Genomic DNA, 24,577 nt, shown 5'->3' on the forward strand with positions numbered 1-24,577 from the left:
TTCTGTTGTAATTGGATCAGATTACTGTAATGGAATAATTAGTGAGGTTTAGGTTATTCTCTTACGGTAACTAATCTAGATGGATAACTGAGCAGCAATACTTGCACTTTATGCTAAGAAAAAAGGAGAAGAAAGTGAAGGAATCGATTTTCGTAATGTTGTTTTTCAGTGGTTTGTCACATGCTGAGATATTTAAGTGCGTCGAAAATGGACAGGTTAAATATCAAGATAGACCATGCACCAAAGCTGAGGTGCAGTTAGAGACGAACCTGAATAACAATAGTGTTTTTGGAAAAAGTTACTACAAGAAATGTGGTTTAGAAACGCTAAAAGACGGCATGCGGCTTTATGTAGCGCCTCATGTACCTAATAAAATGGTGTGTGGACAGCCATCGGGTGTTACAAAAGAGGCCGTTCTAAAGCACATTCCAAATGGGCGTATTTTGCCTGACTCCCCGAGTGAAAACATTGTATTTCTTCAGTGGGAAACAAGTAGAGGGTATAAGTACCGAATGGAGTATTTTAAAAATGATGGCTTTATTCATAATGCGGTACTGTTTCCACCCGATAAGACTAAGAGCACCACTGGTACATATATAAACCGCTCAAATGATTTAGATTCAGCAATTTTAAATATGTGCAAGAGTCAATGGCCTGGTGAGTATAGGCAGCAAGAATATTGTGTAAAAAAACAAACTGAAGCTGCTATGCGTATCGGTGCTAGATTGAACGATTATGAAGGTGACACTGTAGAAAAGAGTATTTATAACAGCTGTATGCAGAAATGGAGGAAAGGTAAGGGCTTATTGTCAATTGATTACAGGCAAGCTGATTATTGTATTGAAAAGGAAGTTGAATCATATCATAACCTAAAATGACAAGCATGTGTGTGGCTCTGGTGAGGGTATCTAAATTTGTGTAGCTGACAGGACATTCTGATAACGGTCAGTTACTACCTATTTTAAGCACTTCTCAGGGGTAATGGATTATCGATTTTCGTTGCTCTAAATTTACTACAGCCACTCACAAATCAGGCAGCCTTTGATGTTGCGAAAAGGGGTCAAAACCATAGAAGCTTCTCCAAGGCTTGGTTTATAGCTGTTTTAACAACCGGACTTTACATTCCACCTAAGAAGCGTAACGCCGAAAATGGCCACACAAGCGGCCATCTTCACTCAGCCTCAACGGCTATATTGCGGTGTGTTTTTCTACCAATATACTTTGGTTACTTTGAGTCTGCCGCCATCGTTTTCACACATAGCACCCAAATTTGGGATATAAGTCTGCGAAATTTTAAACCACAGTTGAACCTGGTTGCTATCGAGACACTGGAAGTGATAGTAGCGAAAGTTTCCCGGGTCGATGCCCCGGGCTGGAGCTGTGGCGCTGAGTGTCAACATACCCGCTGCAATGGCACAGAGTGTTATAAGCTTTTTCATGTTAGTTTCCTTCATATATTATTTTGATCCCTCCACAGGCAATGACCTTCTTTGTGTTCTAATGTCATTGAATGTGAACAAGTTTAATATTATGTGATACACACGGTGTCTGTCTATGTTTTGCTCAAATTACAAACCAGCCAAATCACTATGTAGCTATATCCTTATGATATAAAAGAGGTTGTTATTATGGGGTATCTGACAGGCCCATTGTCTTGCTGCAATAAAATAGGGCGTATTGTTTGCAATATGATTCATTTTTAGGTACGTTTAATTAGCACTAAATATACAAATTTTATTTAGCTAGTGCAGAATAATAAGAAAAGCCTTAACCGTCATCTAAGCTGTACCTGGACCAAGGAGGAAGAGGATGTTTGAGTTTTATGCAGCGTTACTAGGCCTGATAGCAACCGTATGGATCACATTCGGTGTTTATATTGCAGGTCGGTTTTATCCTAACTACGATCACATTAATCAATTTTGCAGTGAACTGGGGGCTGCGGGCAGCCCTACTCAGAAGCTGTCTCCCTGGATTAACAATTATCCACTGAGTGTGATGTTTGTTGTCTTTGGCTGGCACGTTACTCAGTTGCCAGATGCCAGCATTGCGTTTTATATCACGGGCATCTTGATCATGTTTCATGGTATTGGGACCTGGTTTGCGGGTTATTTTCCGATGGACAAAGATCCTTACACGCCTACACCCAGCAAACATTGTTTGATCCACTCAACCGCAGGCTCTGTTGTCATGTTAACCTTACTGCTTGCACCGGCGTTTGTGGCCATCAGCCCGGATTCAGAGCTGGTTGCCCCCTGGTTTCGTGTTTTTTCTGTCCTGACGGTACTTGCCTCGATGTTTTTCATCGTTAAGTTAGTCTCGGCATTTAAAATCAAACGTGGTGCGGGTTTGTACCAGCGCTTATCCTACTGGACTCAGCTCGTCTGGCTGAGCGTATTCTCTTTAGTGTTAGTGTAATGAGTATGGCCCGCGGAAGTCGCGGGCTGTGAGCTTACCTTCGATATCAAGGCTTCAGCGCTTCTACAATTAAGAAATCGCCTTCATGACTGTGATGCAGCGTGTGTGATAATTGCACGAAACCGCTGTTTTGCAGGAGTGATTTTAGGCCATCAAGGGCCTTCAGGTTGGCGTGTACTTCCAGGCTGCCTTCTGTCGGGGCATTCAGATCCTCACACAGCCAGATCTTACCACCGGGCTTGAGCGCTGAAAAAACCAATGCCATTGATTTATCGGGGTTTTGCCAGTGATGCACCGAAAACGCGGCGACGACCAAATCTTGGGTATTATCAGAGACATCCAGCGCTTCGGCGCCTGCTGCAAAAAATTGCAGCTGAGCATTGCTCAGTCCGGCTTTATCCTGTCGCTCTTTTGCCAGCGCTATCATTTTGGGTGTTGGGTCAAGCGCTGTTACGCGCACATGCTGCGCTGATTGTGCCAGACATACGCTCAGATATCCGCCGCCACAGCCAAGCTCAACAATATTGAAACCAGGTTGTACACTCGCAAGTTGTGGGATCTGCTGGTGGAAATTCAGCTCGCCCCATTGCTCGTCATAGCTGCTTGCATGTTCATCATTCCAGTGGCTCATAAGTGTTCCTCTTGTAAATGGTATGGTGTCAGTATGCAGCTAAGATGCAGAGCAGGGCAGAGCCCAGGTTATCTGAAAATCGGCTTATTTTAAGATTTGAGTATTGCGCGCAGTTTGTAACGTAAGAAATATTTACAGACACTTTTTTAGTCCACATTTTGTCGAATTCCGTATTAACTAAAGAAACTAATAACACGGACTATGGATACGACGATGAGAAAGCTTTTGATGGTGCTGGTATTGCTGACAATGACCGGCTGTTCAACAAAATTTATCTACAAAAACGCTGACTGGCTCAGCTACTGGTATCTTGATGATTATATATCACTGACCGATGAACAGGAGGAGCAGTTTGACGCACGTCTGGGCGCCTGGCTTGCGTGGCATAAAACACAAGAGCTGAGGCGCTACGCCGAGCAGCTCACTGCGCTGAAGTCAGACATAGAAAACAACAAAATTACTCTGACGCGCATTGAGTATCATCAGGCGCAGATGCTGGCGCACTGGCATCGTTTACGTGGCAAAGTGGTTCCGGACTTGGTTGACATGGCCCCGATGCTGAGTGAAGCGCAGGCCAGCGAACTGTTCGATGCACTTGCTGAGGGAGAAACGGAGCGGGCAGAGAAGCGCTCAAAGCGTTCTGAGCAGAAAAAACATAAACGCTGGTTAAAAGAGCGTAAGAAAAACCTTAAGCGCTGGATAGGCAGGTTGTCTGCTGAGCAGGAATCGCGTATTGCGCAACTGTACGACCAGCAAAGCAGCACCGCAGACTTATGGTCAGACTATCGCACACGTTATCAGGAAGCACTCAGAGCCTTGTTTGCCCAGCCAGAGCGCGGTGATGCCTTTAAAGCCAGGCTGTCTGAATTGCTGTTGGCACCGGAGCAGTTCCGCTCTGAGCAGCTCAATCAGGCCAATGAACAAAACCGCAAAGCCAATCATCAGTATTTGCTGGATGTGTATCAAAGCCTCAGCGACAAACAGAAAAAACGCCTGGTATCTGAGCTGGAAGAGGTGATTGAAGACATCCAATCACTGGCTGAGGATGAATAATAAAAAAGGCGACGCAATATGCGTCGCCTGCCTATAAACTCGTTGGTTTAGTCTAGCAGAGTCAGTGCGGTGACGTTACGCACACCAGGCTGGCTCATATAGTCATTTTTCACACCAGTCACACGCAGCTTTTTGCCCAGCAAACTCGGGTTCAGCTGTGGGCTGTATGTCGCGCGCTGTGATGATTCCAGCTTGATGTACAGCTTGTTGCCGGGCGCGTTGGGATCGCTCAGCTCAAGTGCATAAATGTTGTTGATGGCTGAGGTAATGGTGCCCGCTACCACAACCGGTGTGCCATTGCTTTTGGCCAGCACTTCACTGACCGTCATATCCAGGTTTGGATCCGGATCTGGTGAGGTGGCAGATGCCTTAGCAATCTCAGACACGTTACGGACTCCTGGCTGACTCATGTACGAGTCGCGCTTACCGGTGATCACCAAGGTCTCATCCAGAATGCTGGGGTTCAGCTGCGGGCTGAACTCGGCGCGCTGGCTGGATTCAAGTTTGATGTTGATAGTCGTGCTGTCATCAGATAAGTCTGACAGAACCAAAGCATAAATGCTGTTCAGCGGTGCTTTGACCTTACCGGTTAAGGTGATGGTTTCTCCCTGAGCCGTGGCCAGTGCCTGAGCTACCGAGAGTGCGCTGGGCGCGATAACCAAATCCGTAACGTAACGGATCCCAGGTTCACCCATGTAGCTGTTGCGCTTGCCGGTTACCATTAGCGTTTTGCCGAGAATTTCCGGGTTTAACTGCGGGTTGAAGTCGGCGCGCTGATTGGACTCCAATTTCACATTGATGCTTACAGCCGGGTTATTTAAGTCGGTCAGTAGCAGACCATAGATACCGTTTACGGCATCCGTTACTTTACCCTGAACAACCAGCTCAGAACCGGTGGCAGCGGCCAGCGCATCAGCGACTGATACAGCAGTACCTGGTGTTGGATCCGGATCAGGGTCTGGGTCTACCTGGCCCTGACCATACGGGGCATTGAACGAGTTGTCTTTATAGGTGTCAGTATCCCAAGGGTTAAAGCCATTGCTGGGGTTGCTCCAGGGTTGTCCATTGTTGGGATCGAACATTTCCTCTGAGGTCATGGGTACGGGCGTAACACGACCCGGCGTGCGGCCATTGGCACCATCAAAATGGGTGTAGCTTTCAGGGGTCGCCAGCCAGTTAATGATGTTCACTGATAACACAGAGGCATGACCTGGATCTGTCCAGCCCGGATAAGTTTTTTTGGTATTGCCATTGTCCTGGCGACGGTACTTAGGCGTGGCGTCTTCAATGGGGGAAGAGTCACCAATAAAAGCCGCTTTACCGGCACCGGACTTCGCGATGGCAACATAAGGGCCTTCTGCTTCACCACCAAAGTACAGGCCCGAATCTTTAGCGTGTCGCCATTTAGTTGGGTTGTCTGTTTCGGCAAAATACACCAGGCCTTTGGCTTTTTGGCCGTCGACAATGGCCAGTGTTGCACCCGCAGCCATCAGAATAGGGGCGACGCCCTGGGTCAGCCCTTCGGTTTGAGAAGCCGGCTCTACACCGCTAACCCCTTGCTTATAGTCCACGCCGTTAAAGCGAAAACGAATACCGAAGTTTTCAACCAGCCAGCCCTGTTGTGCACTTTTGGGGTTGCGCCAGTCACCATAGGCACCGCCCAGGTTGTACTTGCTCAGGTCGGAGCGGTTGTAACCGTTGAAGACCTCTGTTGCATCCCAGGTATTGAGGTTGCGGTCCGCATCGTAATGGTCAGCGATAAAGAAAATGCCTTTACCCGCTGCGACGAAGGTTTCCAGCGCCTGTTGCTCTGCCAGCGTAAATGGGCGATTGGTTTCAGCCAGGACAAATACATCGGCATGTTTAATGGCATCATAGGTAATGATGGCTTCGTTTGCCTGAGTTGAAATGTCGCGGTCGTCATAGAAGCGAATTTTACCGTCATTGTTTAAATCAACGCCGCGATACTCTTCAACGCGATATCCTTCAGTAACCAGGGCGTCGGCAAAGTCAGAAAACGCGCCGTCAATTACCCAGTCAGCATTTCCTTCAACGCCACCGTGTGAGACATCAAAAAGTACGGTTTTGCCATTGCTTTGTTGTGCACTCGGTACTTTGACCGGTGCGGTGTTGTTCCAGTTATAAGGTGTTGCCGCTTGCAGTGCTGTTGCACCCAGTGCAAGCGCGACACCAAGGCCTAAGACTGTGAGTTTAGTTAGTTTCATCTTCAATTCCCGTTGTGGATATCAACCTGCCTGACTGCTTTTGCTAAATGAGTGTTTTCACTCTGTGAGTAAATGGGGGCGAACAGGCACTGCTCGCTGCAAAGCCAAGTTTCCCTGGCAAACACACAATCCTTTGGCCTCAAAATGGCACAGTCAGTACAGCAGGTTGATAGGATAGTGCCGCATACTGCCTGTGATTGCGGCGCGATATAAAAGCCACGCAACTGCGTGGCTTTTAATCTGTTTATCGCTCTGACACTTAGTTTGCCGGCTGAGTCAGGTCGATTTGATAGATTGCAAAACCATCATCAGTGGTTTGGTTTAAAGGTGTGATGTGGGCAAAGCGCGCACTGAATGCGGCGGCTTTGTCCGACGGTGAGCTGTAAAATACAACATTAGCACCGGCCACAGGTGCAAATGACCAGTTGCTATCTGCGCTTGGATCCATGCCGGTCTCAGTGTTTTTGCTTGACTGAAGTGCAATGTAGTCAGCTACAACCTGACGGTTTTCGTTAGGAGAATCGACGACGATTTTCTCGCCTGAGATCCCCGGGAAGTTACCGCCACCCGAAGCACGATAGTTATTGGTTGCAACCAGGAACACTTGCTCGTCGGTTACCGGCTCTCCCTGATAGGTGAGAGCTTTAATGCGGTTACCGTCAGAAACCTTATTACCTTTGGTGTCGTAACGCGCAGGCTCGGTTACATCAATCTGGTAGCTCACGCCATCCAGCACATCAAAGTTATAAGAAGGGAAGTTGGTGTTAACCAGTACCTGAACTTCCTCAGTGTTGGGCGTAATTTGATTGAACTGACCGGCCGACATTTCCAGCCATTGTTTAACCTCTGCGCCATTCAGTTTCAGCACTTTTAGTACATTCGGGTAAATATACAGGTCGGCCACGTTACGGTAGGCAATGTCACCTTTTTCTACCGCTGTAAAGTCATCCGGACCACCACGACCTGCTCTGAACGGGGCGCCCGCAGACAGCACAGGTAGTTCACCCAACTCAGTGCCCTGAACAATTGTCTGTGTGTACCAAAGCTGAGCGTCGGTGACTATCTGGATAGACGGGTCGTCATTAACGAGCGCAAAGTAGCTGTTTACTTCATCCGAGATCTTAGCAAATGGCTCGTTAACCCAGGTTTTGGTTTCTTCATGTGCGCTTAAAGCTGCTTTTTCGACCTGTGCATCGTTAATCGCCAAAGATGTAACAGTGCGGTCTTCGTTGGTGACAGAAATTGGCTGTAAGGTCGACTGGGTGTCTTTCACCTGCCAGCCATCTTTGCCGTATTCCAGCGTCATGTCGATGATACCCAGGTTATTACCCCAGAAGCCCGGCATAACCGCGGCAACGCCATTGATGGTGCCTTTTTCATTATCTACGCCATGCTCTTCAAGCCCTGCATATCGCGGTCCCGGGAAGTTGGCGTGGGCATGACCAAACATGATGGCATCAATGCCGTCGACTTTGGACAGGTAGTAGCTGGCGTTTTCAGCCAGCGGCTTTTTCTCTGCCGTTTCCAGTCCGGAGTGCGGAATGGCGATGATGATGTCTGCACCGGCTGCTTTCATCTTAGGCACATAATGCTTGGCCATATCGACAATGTCTTTTGCAATAACTTTGCCTTCGAGATTAGCTTTGTCCCACTGCATAATCTGCGGTGGCACAAAACCGATGTAACCGATTTTCAGCGTTTGTGTGTCACCATTTTTATCAACAACTTGCTTTTCCTTGATAAGGTAAGGTTTGAACACTGACAAATCGTTGCTTGGATCATCGTCACCATCGTCTACAAATACGTTGGCTGAAATATAAGGGAATTTAGCATCGTCTATGGCTTCGTCTAAAAACTCCAGACCAAAGTTAAATTCATGGTTACCGATGTTGGCAACATCGTATTCCAGGGTGTTCATCGCCTCATAAATCGGGTGTACGTCACCGTCTTCCAGGCCTTTGATTTTAGCCATGTAGTCGCCAAGCGGGCTGCCCTGAATAAGATCACCGTTGTCGACCAGTACGGAGTTTTTCACCGCATCACGTGCCTGACGGATCAGAGTTGCTGTTTTGACCAGACCAACCTTGTTGTCTTCTTTATTAGAGAAATAGTTGAAGTTCATCAGGTTGGCATGCAAGTCCGTGGTTTCCATCACGCGCAACTCAAGCAGGGTGCCTGGGGCGATCACAGGCTCCTCAGGTTGCTTGTCATCATCGGTCGGTTGCTTGTCGTCGGTCGGCTGTTTATCGTCAGCTGGTTGCTTATCGTCAGTCGGTTGTTTGTCGTCTGCTGGCTGTTTGCCATCATCCGATTGCTGCTCCTTTGCGGGTGTTTTGAATTCGATCTCATTATCGCTGTCAGAACAACCGGTGAGTAAAGCGGCACTGCCGCAAAACATTGCGAGTGTTAGTAATTTTAATTTCATAGTCCTGGCTCTGTAATTGTTTCAGGGGCAGTACTATAGAAACCAAAAAAGACAAAGAGGCTAAAAATTCATGGCATCTCTGTGCAATATATATGGCTAGAACATGACTTTATTGGTTGTGTTAACATCTTGGAAAACAGGCAAATTAAAACTGTATTACTATGAAAAATAAAGGCTTAGGTAATACTGTAGACGCGCATGTATTACTCTTTGTGAAATAACATTATTGATGTATGCGAGTTTGAGATAAATTCGAGAACCTACCGCTCACCAGTAAGAACGGGTCTTACAGCGGACAAAATGTCTAATCAATGGTTATTTTGCCGCTGTCATTATTGAATATTCAGTATGAGTATAAATATTCCCGCGCTGCGCAATTATTTTTTGTTAGCCTGATAAAGCTGATCAATACCGGGAATATTGCGCTCCCAGCGCGGCTTTTGCTCACCGATATAATGCCGTGCCGCATCCAGAAAGAGCCGGGTTCTGACCGGTAAATCCCGGTGCGGATAAACCGCATATACTGCACTATAGTCTGGCAGGTTGACGTGCGTCAGCAAAGGCACCAGCTGCTCGGTATCTACTCCGTCGGCAAAGAAAAAGGCCGGCGCGGTAAAAAACGCGGTGTGCGATAGTACTTTGCTCATCAGGGCTTCGGCATCATTGGAGCGAAACACTGGCGTAATGGGCTGCTCCTGTGGCTTGCCATCTTCGTCGATATAGCTGATTGCCTCAAAGCGCAGGTGTGAGCTGCTGTATGATGCGGCGGGTAAGTCTGCCAGATCGGCCATGGTTTTTGGCTCGCCGTATGTATCAATAAAGCGTTGGGTTGCCAGGATCAGCATTCTATTACGGGCAATTTTTCGGGCCACCAGGGAGGAGTCGCGGGGTTCTCCAACCCGAAACGCCAGATCATAGCCTTCTGAGATCATATCCACGACCCTATCATCCATACGTATCTCAACACTGACCTGCGGAAAGCGTTTTTGGAAATCGTTGATGACCGGCATCAGGTAATGTTGGCCGATATAGCTCGATGCAGTAATGCGCAATAAGCCCCTGGGCTCCTGGTGATAGTTTTCCGCCAATTGCACCGTATCCTGTAACAGCAGGCGCAAGTCTGCGGCCTTTTTTACCATTTCAGCGCCGGCTGCAGTTAGGGAAAATGATCGGGTAGTGCGGTTAAGCAGTCGCACGCCCAGCTCTTCTTCAAGCTTACCTATCTGCTTGGAGATCACTGAACGGTCTATATTTCTCAGTTCAGCTGCCTTAGAAAACGACCCCTGCTCAACAACTTCGAGCAACATAATCAACCGGCTGGTGGTATCCATAATCTGTCCTTTCAACACAAAGAAAAGTTTATTGGTGCCATTCTGGCACTAATGTTTTTAAAAAACCACCATTTTTCTTCACGGTAATTCTTCGTACCATCATAGCAACTCATACTGTCGGAGAATGTCATGAATAAAATTAGCTATACACTCAGTGCGGTCGCGCTTGCTTTGGTGCTCAGCGGTTGTAGCCAACCAAATGCACAGGAAGGGCAGCAACAGCCGCCACCGCTGACCATTGATGTAGCACAGGTCAAAATGGCCCCGGTGCAGTCGTGGCATACCTTTACCACGCGTTTGCAAGCGCCGGAGCGGGTGGTGCTTAAGCCCCGTGTATCTGGTCAGGTAGAGCAGATGACATTCAAAGAAGGTGAAAGAATTGAAAAGGGCCAGACTTTGTTCAGACTCGACCCGCGCCCGTTTGAAGTGCAGGTTGAAACCCTAAACGCACAGCTGGTCAGTGCCGATGCGGCTTTAATGCAAGCTAAAAGCGAAGCACGCCGTGCCAAACAGCTGGTGGCTGAAAAAGCCATGTCAACCGAGCTTGCCGAGCAGCGTGCAGCAACGTTGCGCCAGGCACAGGCTAATCGTGATGCAATCGCCGCACAGCTGAAAAAAGCGCGCCTTGATCTGGAGTTCAGTCAGGTTGAAGCGCCCATCAGCGGCGTGATTTCGCGTGCTATCGTAACCAAAGGTAATTATGTGAGCGCCGGAGAAACCACGCTGGCAACCATAGTGTCGGATCAGCAGATCTATGCTTACTTTGATGTCGACGAGCGCACCTGGAGTGACAAGTTTGCTGGTGTTGATGCCACCGATGCGGTCACGGTGCAATTACAGCGTATCAATGGTGGGGCATCTGTGCCTGGCGTGGTTGATTTTATCGATAACGAAATTAACCCCAATACGGGCACTTTAGGGGTCCGTGCAGTATTTGATGCGCAGCAACACGGCCTGAAACCAGGTGCCTTTGCGCGTATCTCTTTGGGCTCGGCTGATGCAGCAACCATGCCTTTGGTGCCTGAGCGTGCCATTGGAACGGATCTGAAAAACCGCTTTGTACTCACGGTCGATGCCAATAACACGCTGCAATACCGCCTGGTAGAGCTGGGTGAGCGCTACGGTGCATTCCGTGCGATTAAATCGGGGCTGGAAGCGGGCGATAAAGTTGCAGCCAATGGTCCTGCACGCGTTGGTCCGGGCATGCCTATCACCCCAAACATGGTGACGCTGAACCTGGATGATACCCGTCTTGTGATTGCACAGCGCGACACTCAGCTTAGCGCTGCAAACTAAGAGGCAATTATGAACTTTTCTCACTTTTTTATCAGCAGGCCGATTTTTGCGGCCATGCTCTCGCTGGTGTTTGTGATCACCGGCGCCATCTCGCTGTTTCAGTTGCCGGTCAGCGAATACCCAGAAGTTGTCCCACCAACCGTGGTGGTTAACGCCAGTTACCCAGGTGCGAACCCCAAAGTGATTGGTCAGACCGTCGCAACGCCGCTTGAGCAGGAGCTCAATGGTCTGGAAAACATGCTGTACCATTCATCGCAGGCAACCAGCGATGGCCGTCTTACCCTGACTGTGACCTTTGCTTTGGGCACAGACTTGGATCAGGCCCAGGTTCAGGTGCAAAACCGGGTGAACAATGCCTTGCCACGCCTTCCTCAGGAAGTACAACGCCTGGGTGTGACGGCGCAAAAGTCGTCACCTAACCTGGCACTGGTGGTGCATCTAGTGTCTCCGGATGGTCAGCAGGATACCTCTTACATGGCCAACTATGCCGACATCTATATTAAAGATGAGCTGAAGCGTTTGCCGGAAGTGGGCGACCTGCAACTATTCGGTGGTGCCAAATACTCTATGCGTGTGTGGTTAAACCCCGATGCACTGGCAGCGCGTAACCTGACAGCAGGTGATGTGATCAATGCTTTACGTGCGCAAAACCAGCAGGTTGCCGCGGGCTCTTTGGGTGCTCAGCCTTCACCGGATGAGAACCAGTTTCAGGTATTGTTGAATGTAAAAGGCCGCTTAACTCAGATTGATGAATTTGAGCAGGTGATCATCAAAGTGGGCGAGCAGGGCCAGATCACACGCTTGCAGGACATTGCGCGTGTTGAACTGGGCCAGGAAAACTATGCGCTGCGCGCTATGCTGGACAACCAGCCTGCGCTGGCAATGCCGGTATTCCAGCGTCCGGGTTCTAATGCCATTGCTTTGTCTGACAACGTACGTGCGACAATGGCGCGTCTGGCAAAAGACTTCCCGGCGGGCATGACCTATGAAATTGCCTATGACCCTACCGTATTCGTACGTGGCTCAATTGATGCAGTTATCCAAACGTTACTGGAAGCCATTTTGTTGGTAGTTGTGGTTGTGGTGGTGTTCCTGCAAACCTGGCGTGCGTCTATCATTCCATTAATTGCCGTGCCGGTGTCACTGATTGGTACTTTTGCCATCATGCAGATGCTGGGCGTGTCGATTAATACACTGTCTTTGTTTGGTCTGGTACTGGCCATAGGTATTGTGGTGGACGACGCCATTGTGGTGGTCGAAAACGTTGAGCGTAATATTGCCGACGGCTACAGCCCGTTTGAGGCAACTAAAATTGCCATGACTGAAGTAACCGGCCCGATTATTGCCATCGCCTTTGTATTGTGTGCGGTGTTTATTCCAACGGCCTTTATTACCGGACTGTCGGGCCAGTTTTACAAGCAATTTGCCCTGACGATCACCATTTCAACCTTGATCTCGGCCTTTAACTCGCTGACCTTATCGCCTGCGCTTTCGGCCTTGCTGTTAAAGTCGCATGATGCGCCGAAAGACGGCCTGACCCGCGTGCTCGACAAACTGTTTGGCACCTGGTTGTTCAAACCCTTCAACCGTATGTTCGACAAAGGTGCGCAGGGTTACGAGAAGCTGATACAAAAACTGATCCGCATGAGTGTGGTCGTGGGTGTGGTGTACTTAGCGCTGGTGGGTTCAACCGTTGGCCTGTTCAACTCAGTGCCGGGTGGCTTTATTCCCCAGCAGGATAAGCAATACCTGGTTGCGGTGGCGCAACTACCGGATGCGGCCAGCCTGGACAGAACCGAAGCCGTGGTTAAACAAATGCAGGCAATTGCACTGGAAGTACCAGGTGTGGCACACACCGTGGCGTTCCCGGGCTTGTCGGTGAACGGGTTTACCAACAGTACCAACAGCGGCATTGTGTTTACGCCACTGGCTGATTTCTCTGAGCGTCAGGATCCAAGCCTGTCTGCCCATGCGATTGCGATGCAGCTGAACATGCGTTTTGCACAAATTGATGAAGCCTTTGTTGCAGTGTTCCCACCGCCGCCAATTCTTGGTCTGGGTACCACAGGTGGCTTTAAATTACAGCTTCAGGACAGAGGTAATAAAGGGTTCGAAGCCTTGTTTGCAGCGCTTCAGAATACCATTGGTCAGGCGCAACAACATCCGGCATTGACGGGTCTGTACTCCAGCTTCCGTATTCAGGTGCCACAAATGGACATTAATGTTGACCGTGAGCAGGCACTATTGCAGGGCATTCCGCTGGATGAGGTGTTCAATGCACTACAAATTTACCTGGGCTCTGTGTATGTGAATGACTTTAACCTGTTTGGCCGTACTTACCAGGTCAAAGCACAGGCCGATGCTGAGTTTCGTGCTAAGCAATCGCAGATCAACAACCTGAAAGTACGTAACGCCGCCGGCAACATGGTGCCGCTGGGCTCCGTAGTTACGGTGACACCCACCACAGGTCCGGATCGGGTGATGCACTATAACGGGTATATGACCGCAGAACTGAACGGCAGCCCGGCGCCGGGGTACAGCTCAGATCAGGCCAAAGAAGCGATTGAATCGGTACTGGCTGAGAGTTTACCGGAAGGGATCAGCTATGAATGGACTGAGGTAACCTATCAGCAAATTCTGGCGGGCAATACTATGGTGTATGTGTTCCCTCTGGTAGTGGTACTGGTCTTTATGGTGCTGGCAGCCCAATACGAGAGCCTGCGTTTACCACTGGCCATTATATTGATAGTACCAATGACGATATTCTCTGCGCTGGCAGGTGTGTATATGCTGGGCGGTGACAATAATATCTTCACCCAGATTGCGCTGATTGTACTGGTAGCACTGGCCTCGAAGAATGCGATTCTGATGGTCGAGTTTGCCCGCGATAAGCATAAATCCGGTGCAACGCATCTGGAAGCCATTATGGAAGCGTGTCGTTTACGACTGCGTCCTATCCTGATGACCTCGATTGCGTTCACAGCTGGTGTGGTCCCTCTGGTACTGGCGTCAGGCGCAGGTGCAGAGATGCGTCAGGCAATGGGTAATGCGGTGTTCTTTGGCATGATTGGGGTAACGGTATTTGGCTTGCTATTCACGCCCGTGTTCTATCGCCTGCTTACCTTAAACGACAGCGCGAAGGAAGGTTTGCAAGACAGCGCAAACGAGCCTGTGATTGAAAAATAGCCGTTAACAGGATTTAAACACCTGTCACAATATTGAGTTGTTTGACAGAGACCAAGATGGTTTAATAGCAACAATTGCGAAGTTTTGCCCATAATCGGAAAATTAAAGTTATGGGCAATCCGGCCTCAAAAGGGTCGAAAAGTGGAGAAAACCACCATGTCAGTCGAAAAAACCACCATGCGAGCACTGGAGCTGCGTCAATGTGGCGCTGAGTTTGATTTAGCGATGGCAGAGCACGCCATGCCAGTGCCGGGAGATAACGAGTTACTGGTTGCCATAGATTATGTGGCCCTGAATCACCTGGACGCACGGATGGCGAAAGACGGGTTTTGCCAGTGGCAATACCCGCACATTTTGGGACTGGATGCCGTCGGAACTGTGGTCTCAGCCGCTAAAGGGGTATTTCCGCCTAAAGGCAGTCGGGTATTGTTTAATGCCAGTCTGGCAGAGCAGGGGATGCTGAAAGAGTACGCAGTTGTACCCAGTCACGCGGTGTCGGAAGTACCCGATGGCATGAGTGGCGAAGTGGCGGTGTCATTACCCAATGCGGGCATGGCGGCACTGCTGGCTTTGGATAAAATGCAGGTGCAGGATGGCGACTCACTGGCTATCAACAGCGCACAAGGCGCCGTGGCCCATTTTGCCGTGCAATACGCCAAACAGCGCGGTGCTCAGGTGTTTGCCTTTGCACAGAAAGAGCATCACAAGAGGCTAAGTAAACTCGGTGCAGACTGGGTGTTCGACTGCGAGTCGGAGTCGGTGTGTGAACAAATCAAGCGAGAAATGGGACCAGGCGGCTTTGACTGTATTTTAAATACACAAGGCGGCGACTCCTTTTTAGATGACCTGCGCCATTTGCGGTTTTGCGGTCGCATTGCCTGTCTTAATGGCTTTGGCACCATTCCCGAAGAGCTGCTTTTTGAGAAAGCGCCTAACATTGGCGTGGTATCGGTCGCCGGCGCCTGGATGGCCAACAGCCTGTGCGCCCAGCAGCACTTGTGTTTTATGGGCCGCCAGTTACTTGATGATGTCAGCAACGGCCGCATCAAAGCACCCGAGGTGAGACTGCTCGACTTTAGCGTCGATACCGTGCGCGATGCACTGAGTTGCTTGCTGGGCAAAACCTGTCAGCAACGCCCGGTGATCCGCATTACACGCGATTAATCCGACACGATATTTATGAGTTACAAAGCCCGACTAGGTTAGTCGGGCTTTTTAGTGCGTGCTTGCGGTCCCTGAGCAGCACTCTGGCAATTTACCAAGTGGTTAAGAAATAGTTCAACTTCGCTGTCCCCCTTTGGTATATAGCATAGGGTGTCGCATATCGTTAAAGCGGCTAAATGCGGCATCCATTTTTGGTACGCTTCAATGGTGCGTTAGGCGTAACGTCGCAGGTACATCTGCGCTTGCAGCATGAGTAGAAAAGGTGATTTCATGAGCGTTCCAGCTGGCAAAGTTGGTACTGGATGTATAAACAGTATTTTGGCTGTTGTCCAATAACATTATTACGTGCCGTTTTGTCCAATTTTCACACAAATGTGTTTTTGCAGGTCGCAACCGATTGTTTACTTTGAGTTTGTTCCATGGGACTATGAGGCTATGTAATACAGCCCGTTTTGTCGGTTTATGTTCCGACATTTTGGGGTAGAATAAATTGTTATACTTACCTAGAGTTCGGTGGATGAAAAAAGTTTTAGTATCAATTGCTTCGACATTTATATGTATTCTTATTTACTTCACTTTTTTTTCACTAGTATGGGATAAGCTTTTCCCATACTACTATGAAGATTATTTGACTCATTTTTTCGTTGCTGGGCTAATTTTAATAATTACTGTGCCGCTGCTCTTTGCAACATTTCTATACTTAAAGGTATCACCTAATTTTAAAACTCACTATTACAACTCAATTAAAAAAACTAATATTGCAGCAACCTTAATTTGTATCTCTATTGTCTTGTATCAATATAGTGGTATGTCATATTCTGATAGCGGAGATGGTTATTACAAGATAGAGTCTAGTGACGGGTAAGTATAACAAGTGCCTAAACCAAAGGACGCAAAACAGCAGGCTTGCGCTCCTTTGTCGCTAATTTTAGCCTGCTATTTCGCGCCGGTTAGGCAAGCGTTATGTGCCAGTGAAGTATTGGAGCTCGAATTGAATTTTAGTGTTAAATCGAAGTTGTTAATCAGCGCTGGGGTTATTGCATCAGCCTCCGCTATTTGGCATCTTCTTTGTATTATCGGTGGCCCTAGTTGGTTTGTATTTGCTCGAGCACCTCAACCGATTATAGATTCAGCAGTTCAAGGTACTTTACTTGCACCTATTGGCACTGTAATTGTTGCAGGTTTAATGTTTGCTTGCTCTGTTTTTGCTTTTTCTGCGGTAGGCTTAATTCGCAAAGTCCCTTTACTACATTCGGCTTTAATTACCATTGCATTGCTTTGTACGTTGCGTGGTTTAATCGCCATTCCAACGTTTGTAACTCCGTCGGGGTTTGATATATGGCAAATTGTAGCAAGTACTATTTGGTTTTATGTTGGTATTTGTTTTCTGGTTGGTAGTATAGAGCAATATAGGCTTGGTAAATCAGGCACATAACCGAAGGAAACAAGCGACACCCACCTAAAAATGGCACACTTTTGATGTGGCGTCTACGCTTAGAACACGCTCAAAGGATTGAGGACAATGGACTATGCCAACAGCAAGGAAGAAGCAGGTTAGCTTAAGCGATACCAAATATTATCACTGTATTTCGAGGCGTGTTCGTCGGGCGTTTTTATGCGGCGAAGACCGCTTAACGGGCCGCTCATATGAGCATCGGCGAGACTGGGTAGAAGAAAAACGGGAAACAAGCGACACCCACCTAAAAATGGCACACTTTTGATGTGGCGTCTACGCTTAGAACACGCTCAAAGGATTGAGGACAATGGACTATGCCAACAGCAAGGAAGAAGCAGGTTAGCTTAAGCGATACCAAATATTATCACTGTATTTCTAGGTGTGTTCGTCGGGCGTTTTTATGCGGCGAAGACCGCTTAACGGGCCGCTCATATGAGCATCGGCGAGACTGGGTAGAAGAAAAACTACTGACGCTGGCAAAAGTGTTTTGCATCGAAGTATGTGGCTACGCGGTCATGAGCAATCATACGCATATTGTGCTGTATGTCGATGATAAAAAAGCTGAAAGGTTATCAGATAAAGCGATAGTCATTCGCTGGCACAAGCTGTTTAAAGGCAACTGGCTGACACAAAAATACATCAATGGTGATGAGCTGAGCGAGTCAGAGCGCAGTATGCTTGCGGCTGATATTACTGAATTCAGACTTCGGCTTGCAAGCATCAGTTGGTTTATGCGAGTACTTAATGAGAGCATTGCTCGCAGAGCTAATGAAGAAGATGGTTGCACGGGGCGTTTTTGGGAGGGGCGATTCAAGTCACAAGCTTTACTTGATACTGCTGCACTGGCAGCTTGTATGGCTTATGTTGACCTGAATCCAATCAGAGCCAAAATGGCAGACACCCCAGAATCCTCGGATTATACCAGTATCAAAAAGCGTATTGAGAGCGCGCGGCAGGGCAAACAACCTAAAAGCTTGCGGCGCTTTGCAGGAAACCCTAGAACAAATATGCCAAGTGGTCTTCCGTTTGATTTGACCTATTACATTCAGTTGGTTGAATTAACAGGCCGATGTATGCGTGCAGATAAACGGGGTTACATCAGTGATAGTCAGCCGCTGCTGGCCAGGTTGCAGATAGAGCCAGACAATTGGCTTAAGCTTACCACCCAGTTTACCAAGGTGTTTCATGGTGCAGTAGGGCGAAAGCAGGCAATGACAGATTACTGTGAGCACCTTAACAAAAAGCGACGTGTTAATCTGACTCGATGTGAGCGGTTATTGGGCTAGCATTGCTCGAGTTAGCTCCGAACTGACCGACATATCTGTTCACCCAAACTCAGTTTAGGGGACGCTTTTGTATTGTCTTACTCTGTCTATCTTCAAATACTCCGAGCTGAAATGTGTGCACCTGGCTGCTCAAAGCCCTTGGTGAACCAAGAATCCACTATATTTCAAATTCAATTTAGAACATAGCCTCATTGGTTAGGTGAGTTTAAGGGTGGGTGTCGCCTTTATTGGTTAGGTGTCGCCTTTATTGGTTATTGTGGAATTACAAATCGTCAATTACTCGTGGCTTTTGCGTTTTTATTATCGAGGCGCCACAATACAGCAGCGCTTGTTGTAGAGTTAGTACAAGTTAGTCCGTATAAGGGTTTTCTGACTTTGCTGCAAACACTTCTTTTGCCGCCAGAGCTGCATTGTAAGCAGCTGGCATGCCAGCTAAAAATTGCATATATATTACCATATCCATTATTTCCGCTTTAGTTAAGCCTACTTGTATACTTGTACCTAAGTGATATTGAAGTTGAGGTCTTGCTGTACCCAGTGCGGCGAGTGCACTAATTGTCGCTAATTGCCGCTCTTTAATTGTAAGCCCTGGTATACCAAAAGCATCACCAAATAGTTGGTAAGTCGTGTCTGTTAACCCTACTGACATAGGTTTAAATGCTGTAATAATTGTTTGATACCCGTTATTATCCAGCTTAGTATACTCTTCTACTCCTTTCTTATATCGCGCTTTACTTGTATCGGGTGGTAATGTGAGTGATAAATGTTTATCAATTGAAGAAGCAAGTGCATCAATGGATTTTTCTGCCCGAGGAAAGCCATAGTATGAAGTAAGCTGAGTCAAAATTAGCACCACGTCTTGCTGCCCTATATATTTTTTTTCTAATGATGTAGCGACAACTTGTTGAAGGGCTTCTGTTAATTCAAGAGCCGACAGCGCAGATATTTTTACAATAGCCTGCTGGCGTTGTGTAAGGGTTAATACCTTTTTAATGTCCCTCTCCGCCCTAAATTTGGTTATTGAAAAGTTGCCCTCAGTGGCTTGTGACGAGGAAATTGAGGTTATCAATAAGGAAATGGCTAGTATCTTTTTAAACATAAATATTTCTCTACTTTGGTTTTCTAATATCGTTTTTAAGCCTGTTTTTTATTGGGTAATACAGCTATTAAACAACGTAGCTAACTGCCCCGTTGGCCACCTATGGTGTAGCCACTATCAACATGGATTGCTTGGCCGTTAACAAAACTTGCACGTTCGCTAAGCAACCAACAGGCGAGCTCGGCAACTTCAGTAGGCTCACCTAAACGTTTTGCTGGATGCTGTTGTGAAAACATATCTAGAATAAGTTTGTCATGGTTAAATGCTTCTCTTGTCATCTCGGTATTGATGCCACCAGGATTCACACTATTTATACGTATACCGCTGTTGGCAACCTCAATAGCAGCTGCGCGAACAAATGCGTCAATGCCAGCTTTGGATGCTGAATATACGCTCGAACCACACAAGGCACCGGAAGCTAACCATGAGGAAGTGTTTACAATCGAGCCTTTGATGCCATTGGTCTGAAAGTATCTCATCTGCCATTGACTGCTGAACCAGACCGATTTTAGATTCACATTTATCGTCTCATCCCAATCTTGCTCAGACTGATTCAACATTGGGGAAAAATTGCCTATGGTACCTGCATTATTAAATGCGCCATCAAGACCAGCTAAACGGTTAACTGCTTGCTCCATCATTTCTGTAACACCTTTAGTTCTAGATATATCGGCCTCAATCGCTACTGCGATGCCACCTGCGCTTTTTATTTCTGCAACTAACGCATCTAACTTATTTTTTCTACGTGCAGCTAGTGCGACAGATGCGCCTTCTGAAGAAAATAACTTAGCTGCTGCCATACCTATTCCTGAACTTGCGCCCGTCACTAAAATCTTTTTACCTTTTAATAGCATCGTCCATACCTTGTATATGTTTTATTCAGCTCCACTCTATCATTTACAGTAAATGTGTGTAATATGTTGGATTAAATATCCAGTATAACGGAAATTCGAGAGTCAATATTATGAGTGATGGTTTAAGTTTTGATTACATAGGCAAGTTGATCCGTAGCTATCGTTCTGCTGAATGCACAAGCTTACAAGCATTGGCGGATAGATCTGGTGTTAGTCGCTCAATGATAGCCCAAATTGAGTCAGGTCAAACCGTACCAACAATTGCGGTACTGGCAAAACTGGCAGAAGCTATGAACTATGAGCTAGCAACATTAGTTCAACCGCCCGAACGAGCTTTGAATATCAGCACCTCCAGAGCAGCAAAAGATAATATTATCAGTAAAGTTGACAGCCCATTTACCTGCCATATATTGAAAAAGCAAAGTGGTCTCTTTACTACTGAAATTTATCAATTTTATTTTAATGAGGCTGGAAAAACATCCTTTTCAGCTAATGTGAGAGGTTCAGTTAAGCACCTATGGTTGCAGCAAGGTAAATTAGATATTTATGTAGCAGGCAATAAAATAAGTGCACAACAAAATTGTTTAACTACTTTTAATGCAAACATTCCGCATAGATTAGAATCTAGATCGGAGCCACTTGCTAAGGGACTTTTCTTTGTTGTTTATTAACTAAGTTTGCGTTTTGGCTAGTGCAGGCAACAGATTGAGCTATTGTCAAATCTGGTGTATGAAAGCCGCTTGATACTCGAAAAAACAAGCGACACCCACCTGAAAATGGCTTACTTTTTCTACACTAAAGAACCTCGACTTTGAATGAGTGTCGCCAGAAATTGGCCCTGGCTTTGTCTGAACCTGGCTACATGTCAAAATTCAGAGCTTAAATTACCGATGTGTGCCACCCTTTTCAACCATTATCGTAATCCTTACCCCGCGTCAAATGCAACACCTTGTTTACTTTTGGTTTGTTCCGTGGGACTATAAAACTTTGCAATGCTGCCCAGTTTATCGGTTTATGTTCTGATATTTTGGGAGGGAGCAAATTACTATGTTTCTTAATGGAGTTAAGAGTGATTTCACAAATCCTATTTATTATCGGGGCAGCAATATTTGGCGGTTTAGGCTTAATCCATCTGATTTTTACGTTCTTTTCTAACAAGTTTGATGCATATAATGCAGAAGTTGTCGTTGCAATGAAAAGTACATCTCCAGTCATAACGAAGGAAACTACAGTTTGGCGGGCTTGGGTTGGCTTTAATGCAAGCCATAGTTTAGGGGCTATTTTTTTTGCAGCAATCTATATACCTTTAGCAATTTTACATATGCAGCTTATTACAAATAACGTGTGGTTTTCAGTGTTGCCTTCTATTTTCGGTTTTTCATACTTGCTGTTGGCTCAAAAATACTGGTTTAGAATTCCGTTTTTAAGCATTCTGATTGCAACAATATGTTTTGTCTTTGGTTGTTTACTAATCAATTTATAGTAAGCGTTTTACGTTGAGCTCAGCATGGCTTGTCAGTCACTTCGTGTAACCTTTCGCACTTGATTGTGAACTCCTAGCAGCTCAGCGCCTACAGCAAGTGCGAGAATCAATGACCTAAGTGCGGGCTGTTAGCAGAAAAAACGGATTAAAACTGCATACTCACCGAGAGCATAAAACTGCGCTTAGGCTGAGGGATTAGGGAGTTTGCCCAGCCCACTGAGCGCTGTTCAAAATCATCACCACTGGCTGCGGCTTCTGCGCCTGAGTGGTAATAGATTTCATCAAAGAGGTTTTTGATTTTAAATGCCACTTCGAACGATTCGAACCGGTAAATGATATTAGCGTCTACCGTTAAATAGGCGTCATTCTTTCTGTCCTTGGCACGCAATGTGTTTCTCAAATATAGCGGCTTACTTGAGACCCAGTTGGCCCTGATATTAACATTAAGCGCCTCATTGACAGGCACATTAAGCCCTGCGTTGATTTTATGTGGTGCGATATCGCCAAGCTCTGCATCCATATCCTGGCAGGGGTTGTAGGTGAGCGTATTATTGTTTGCGATGTCCCGGCAGTTTTCGATCCCCTTGCCCACCCACAGGCCCAGAGTGTGATCGTAGCTAACGCTGCTTTTGGTTTTTGTGCGGGTGTAATATAAATAGCCTGAGATGCTTGCAGCACCTGTTATAAAGTTACTAAACTCAAACTTACCGCGATATTCCAGGCCGTAGGTGCTGCGTTTTCCGGCGTTTTCGGCCTCTTCTTTTACGACGTCGTCATACCTGGCAGTAAACAAAGACAAATCATGCAGCCAGTTGTCTTGCTGATACATGTAAATGAACTCAAAGTTTTCCGCCTTTTCGGGTTTCAGATCAGGGTTGGCAGAGCGGCCGCTCCAGCCACCCCAAAGTTGTATCGGGGCTGGCTCCTGAAAAGCCGTGCCATAGAGCATTTTGATGGTTGATTTATCTGACAAAAAATAAATAGCAGAGGCCCTGGGGTTGGTGGTACTGCCATATAGGCTGTTTTTGTCGTACCTTACGCCGGCATTCACTCGCCAGTTATTGATGCTCCAGATGGCCTGAATATACGCGCCCCGGTCAGTCAGACTAGCCAGGTTTTCGTCCGGCATCCGGCTGAGCGTATCTGGTTGAATATTGATGGTGCTGTCTGTATTTTGTGCAACGCCATCCCCGGCAGTTTCGGGCGTATCTGATGAGCAAAAGGTTTCGGCAAAATAACCGCAGGCATCGTAGGCTTTGGTGAGTTCTTTGTCTTCAAATTTAATGCCGCCGCTGATCTTAAACTGCTCAGTGTAATCGAACTCGTAATCTTGCTTAAATAGCCAGCTTTTGTTGCTGGTTCGCCAGTGCGAAATGGTTAAGGTAGAGACCACATCCGGGCCACTCAAGGCGGTGGAGCCGGGAAAGGACTCGACCCAGTACCCGCCATTGCCACTTTTTCTGCTCAGCAGCAGGGTATCTACTTGTACTTTATTTTTTAAAGTCCCTGCATGTCGCAGATAATATTGCTCTGAGTTGCGATACCACTGAGCCGCAGGTTGCGCTCTATCGTGGGGGTATTGCGGCCCCCAGCCATGGCGCATATCCCATTCAATAACGCCTAACGTCAGGTTTTTGAACCCGACATCGGCCAAAATTCCCCATTCCCGTTGTGGGTCGTGGTAGGCGCCAAAATCATTGTATTTAGAACCGTGAGGACAACCATCGGCTGCACAATTGGCAGATAATGCGGTGTCATAAATCACGGGCCCCCAGATATCCCGGTTACTCAACAGTTCGTTACTAACAAAGCCCCAGGGGGCCAGATCGTCTATGTCGGCTTCATCACTTGAATAGTATTTAGCGGACAGGTTGTAGGTCAGCTTGTTATGACTGCCGCCCGCAGCGATATCAATGCTTTGTGTGTCGTAGCTGCCCGACTGAACGTTCACTTTAAAAAAGTCATCATTCTGGTGAGTCTCTTTGGCGTCGGACGTAACCAGGTTGATTATCCCTAAAAATGCATTGGGGCCATACACAGCGCCCACCGGACCATATAGTACTTCGATTCGTGCTATGTTCGACAACGGATAATTTTTTGACAAAGTGGCTTCGTGATACCACAAATGGTTATCGACTATGCCATTAACCAGCATCAGCGTGCGCTGGGTGAGGGGCGTGCGGTAGCCGCGCTGGTAGGTGATAACGCCACCATTACCATTGGTGACTGTGCTATCAAAGCCGGGCAGATCCAAAATCACTTCATCAATACTGGTATAACCGCGCTGGCGGATATCCGCTGCGGTAATGATCACCATAGCCGCCGGGGCATCGCGCAACGTTTCCTCAACGCCGGAGGCTGATGACACCGTGACATCAAGCAAGTCCTCTAAGCTCAGCTCCATAAATGTATCAAGTTCATCACCTTGTGCCGCACTGTGTGAGCTGAATAAAATCATTGAAAAGAGCAAAGATGCTGCTGTAGTTTGACAGGACTGTTTGCTGGTCATAAGTTCCCCCTGGCTCTACAAGCTGTAGCGCTCCGATGACCTGTTGCTCTGGCAAAACGCTGATATACCATAGTCGGTGAGAAACTTATTCTGGTCTTTGGAGACTAGAATAAACTGCTTGATTGTCAAGCTGTGAGGGACCGATAAAGGAACGCAGAAATTAA

General features: G+C 47.2%; 18 protein-coding genes and 1 pseudogene. 11 read left to right on the forward strand and 8 right to left on the reverse strand.

All coding sequences use genetic code 11. The annotated features are described in order from the left end of the window. The first annotated feature begins 134 nt into the window (after positions 1-134). Complete coding sequence (locus L1285_RS07480; RefSeq protein ID WP_235411636.1) at positions 135-878, forward strand: DUF4124 domain-containing protein; 744 nt, start codon at positions 135-137, stop codon at positions 876-878. A 330-nt stretch (positions 879-1,208) separates the two neighbouring features. On the opposite strand, the gene L1285_RS07485 is transcribed toward L1285_RS07480, so the two are convergent. Next, positions 1,209-1,439 carry a hypothetical protein gene (locus L1285_RS07485; RefSeq protein ID WP_235411638.1) on the reverse strand — a complete coding sequence of 77 codons (231 nt, stop codon included), beginning with the start codon at positions 1,437-1,439 and terminating at the stop codon, positions 1,209-1,211. A gap of 370 nt (positions 1,440-1,809) precedes the next feature. Here L1285_RS07485 and L1285_RS07490 point away from each other — a divergent pair, with 370 nt between their 5' ends. Then, positions 1,810-2,415, forward strand: coding sequence for a DUF998 domain-containing protein (locus L1285_RS07490; protein WP_235411640.1), 606 nt, complete (start codon positions 1,810-1,812; stop codon positions 2,413-2,415). A gap of 46 nt (positions 2,416-2,461) precedes the next feature. Here L1285_RS07490 and L1285_RS07495 read toward each other — a convergent pair whose 3' ends face one another. After that, positions 2,462-3,046, reverse strand: coding sequence for a class I SAM-dependent methyltransferase (locus L1285_RS07495; RefSeq protein ID WP_235411642.1), 585 nt, complete (start codon positions 3,044-3,046; stop codon positions 2,462-2,464). A gap of 213 nt (positions 3,047-3,259) precedes the next feature. On the opposite strand from L1285_RS07495, the gene L1285_RS07500 reads away from it, so the two are divergent. Further along, positions 3,260-4,099: a DUF6279 family lipoprotein gene (locus tag L1285_RS07500; protein ID WP_235411644.1), complete on the forward strand. Its 840-nt coding sequence runs from the start codon at positions 3,260-3,262 to the stop codon at positions 4,097-4,099. Positions 4,100-4,146: 47 nt separating this feature from the next. Here the strand turns inward: L1285_RS07500 and L1285_RS07505 are convergent, their stop codons facing one another. The 3 genes from L1285_RS07505 to L1285_RS07515 form a co-directional block, all read right to left on the reverse strand. After that, the gene (locus tag L1285_RS07505) at positions 4,147-6,324 is read right to left on the reverse strand and encodes a DUF6359 domain-containing protein (protein ID WP_235411646.1); all 2,178 of its coding nucleotides are present in this window, start codon (positions 6,322-6,324) and stop codon (positions 4,147-4,149) included. 259 nt (positions 6,325-6,583) lie between these two features. Continuing rightward, on the reverse strand, positions 6,584-8,749 hold the full coding sequence (locus tag L1285_RS07510) for a bifunctional 2',3'-cyclic-nucleotide 2'-phosphodiesterase/3'-nucleotidase (protein ID WP_235411648.1): 2,166 nt from the start codon (positions 8,747-8,749) through the stop codon (positions 6,584-6,586). A 377-nt stretch (positions 8,750-9,126) separates the two neighbouring features. After that, positions 9,127-10,080: a LysR substrate-binding domain-containing protein gene (locus L1285_RS07515; protein ID WP_235411650.1), complete on the reverse strand. Its 954-nt coding sequence runs from the start codon at positions 10,078-10,080 to the stop codon at positions 9,127-9,129. 129 nt (positions 10,081-10,209) lie between these two features. Here L1285_RS07515 and L1285_RS07520 point away from each other — a divergent pair, with 129 nt between their 5' ends. The 6 genes and pseudogenes from L1285_RS07520 (at position 10,210) to L1285_RS07545 (ending at position 18,468) form a co-directional block, all read left to right on the forward strand. Continuing rightward, complete coding sequence (locus L1285_RS07520; RefSeq protein ID WP_235411652.1) at positions 10,210-11,376, forward strand: efflux RND transporter periplasmic adaptor subunit; 1,167 nt, start codon at positions 10,210-10,212, stop codon at positions 11,374-11,376. 9 nt (positions 11,377-11,385) lie between these two features. Then, complete coding sequence (locus L1285_RS07525) at positions 11,386-14,562, forward strand: efflux RND transporter permease subunit (protein WP_235411654.1); 3,177 nt, start codon at positions 11,386-11,388, stop codon at positions 14,560-14,562. A gap of 156 nt (positions 14,563-14,718) precedes the next feature. Further along, complete coding sequence (locus L1285_RS07530; protein ID WP_235411656.1) at positions 14,719-15,726, forward strand: zinc-binding dehydrogenase; 1,008 nt, start codon at positions 14,719-14,721, stop codon at positions 15,724-15,726. 874 nt (positions 15,727-16,600) lie between these two features. Beyond that, complete coding sequence (locus tag L1285_RS07535; protein WP_235411658.1) at positions 16,601-17,161, forward strand: hypothetical protein; 561 nt, start codon at positions 16,601-16,603, stop codon at positions 17,159-17,161. A 94-nt stretch (positions 17,162-17,255) separates the two neighbouring features. Continuing rightward, a pseudogene (locus tag L1285_RS07540) lies at positions 17,256-17,405 on the forward strand (transposase); the annotation flags it as partial. Positions 17,406-17,496: 91 nt separating this feature from the next. Next, a complete protein-coding gene (locus L1285_RS07545; RefSeq protein ID WP_235411660.1) occupies positions 17,497-18,468 on the forward strand; it encodes a transposase in 972 nt (323 codons plus the stop codon). 349 nt (positions 18,469-18,817) lie between these two features. Here L1285_RS07545 and L1285_RS07550 read toward each other — a convergent pair whose 3' ends face one another. Together L1285_RS07550 and L1285_RS07555 are read right to left on the reverse strand one after the other, a co-directional pair. Next, entirely contained in the window at positions 18,818-19,567 is a 750-nt protein-coding gene (locus tag L1285_RS07550; RefSeq protein ID WP_235411662.1) for a carboxymuconolactone decarboxylase family protein, read from the reverse strand. Between the two features lie 80 nt (positions 19,568-19,647). Further along, positions 19,648-20,421, reverse strand: a complete 774-nt coding sequence (locus L1285_RS07555; protein ID WP_235411664.1) for an SDR family NAD(P)-dependent oxidoreductase — start codon at positions 20,419-20,421, stop codon at positions 19,648-19,650. Positions 20,422-20,531: 110 nt separating this feature from the next. On the opposite strand from L1285_RS07555, the gene L1285_RS07560 reads away from it, so the two are divergent. Beyond that, positions 20,532-21,092, forward strand: coding sequence for a helix-turn-helix domain-containing protein (locus tag L1285_RS07560; protein WP_235411666.1), 561 nt, complete (start codon positions 20,532-20,534; stop codon positions 21,090-21,092). 398 nt (positions 21,093-21,490) lie between these two features. Further along, positions 21,491-21,904 carry an LIC_13387 family protein gene (locus L1285_RS07565; protein WP_235411667.1) on the forward strand — a complete coding sequence of 138 codons (414 nt, stop codon included), beginning with the start codon at positions 21,491-21,493 and terminating at the stop codon, positions 21,902-21,904. Positions 21,905-22,049: 145 nt separating this feature from the next. On the opposite strand, the gene L1285_RS07570 is transcribed toward L1285_RS07565, so the two are convergent. After that, positions 22,050-24,413 (reverse strand): TonB-dependent receptor plug domain-containing protein, encoded by a 2,364-nt coding sequence (locus L1285_RS07570; protein WP_235411669.1) that lies wholly within the window; start codon positions 24,411-24,413, stop codon positions 22,050-22,052. Positions 24,414-24,577: the final 164 nt, after the last annotated feature.

Source organism: Pseudoalteromonas sp. DL2-H2.2 (genome assembly GCF_021532535.1).
Classification (GTDB): domain Bacteria; phylum Pseudomonadota; class Gammaproteobacteria; order Enterobacterales; family Alteromonadaceae; genus Pseudoalteromonas; species Pseudoalteromonas rubra_A.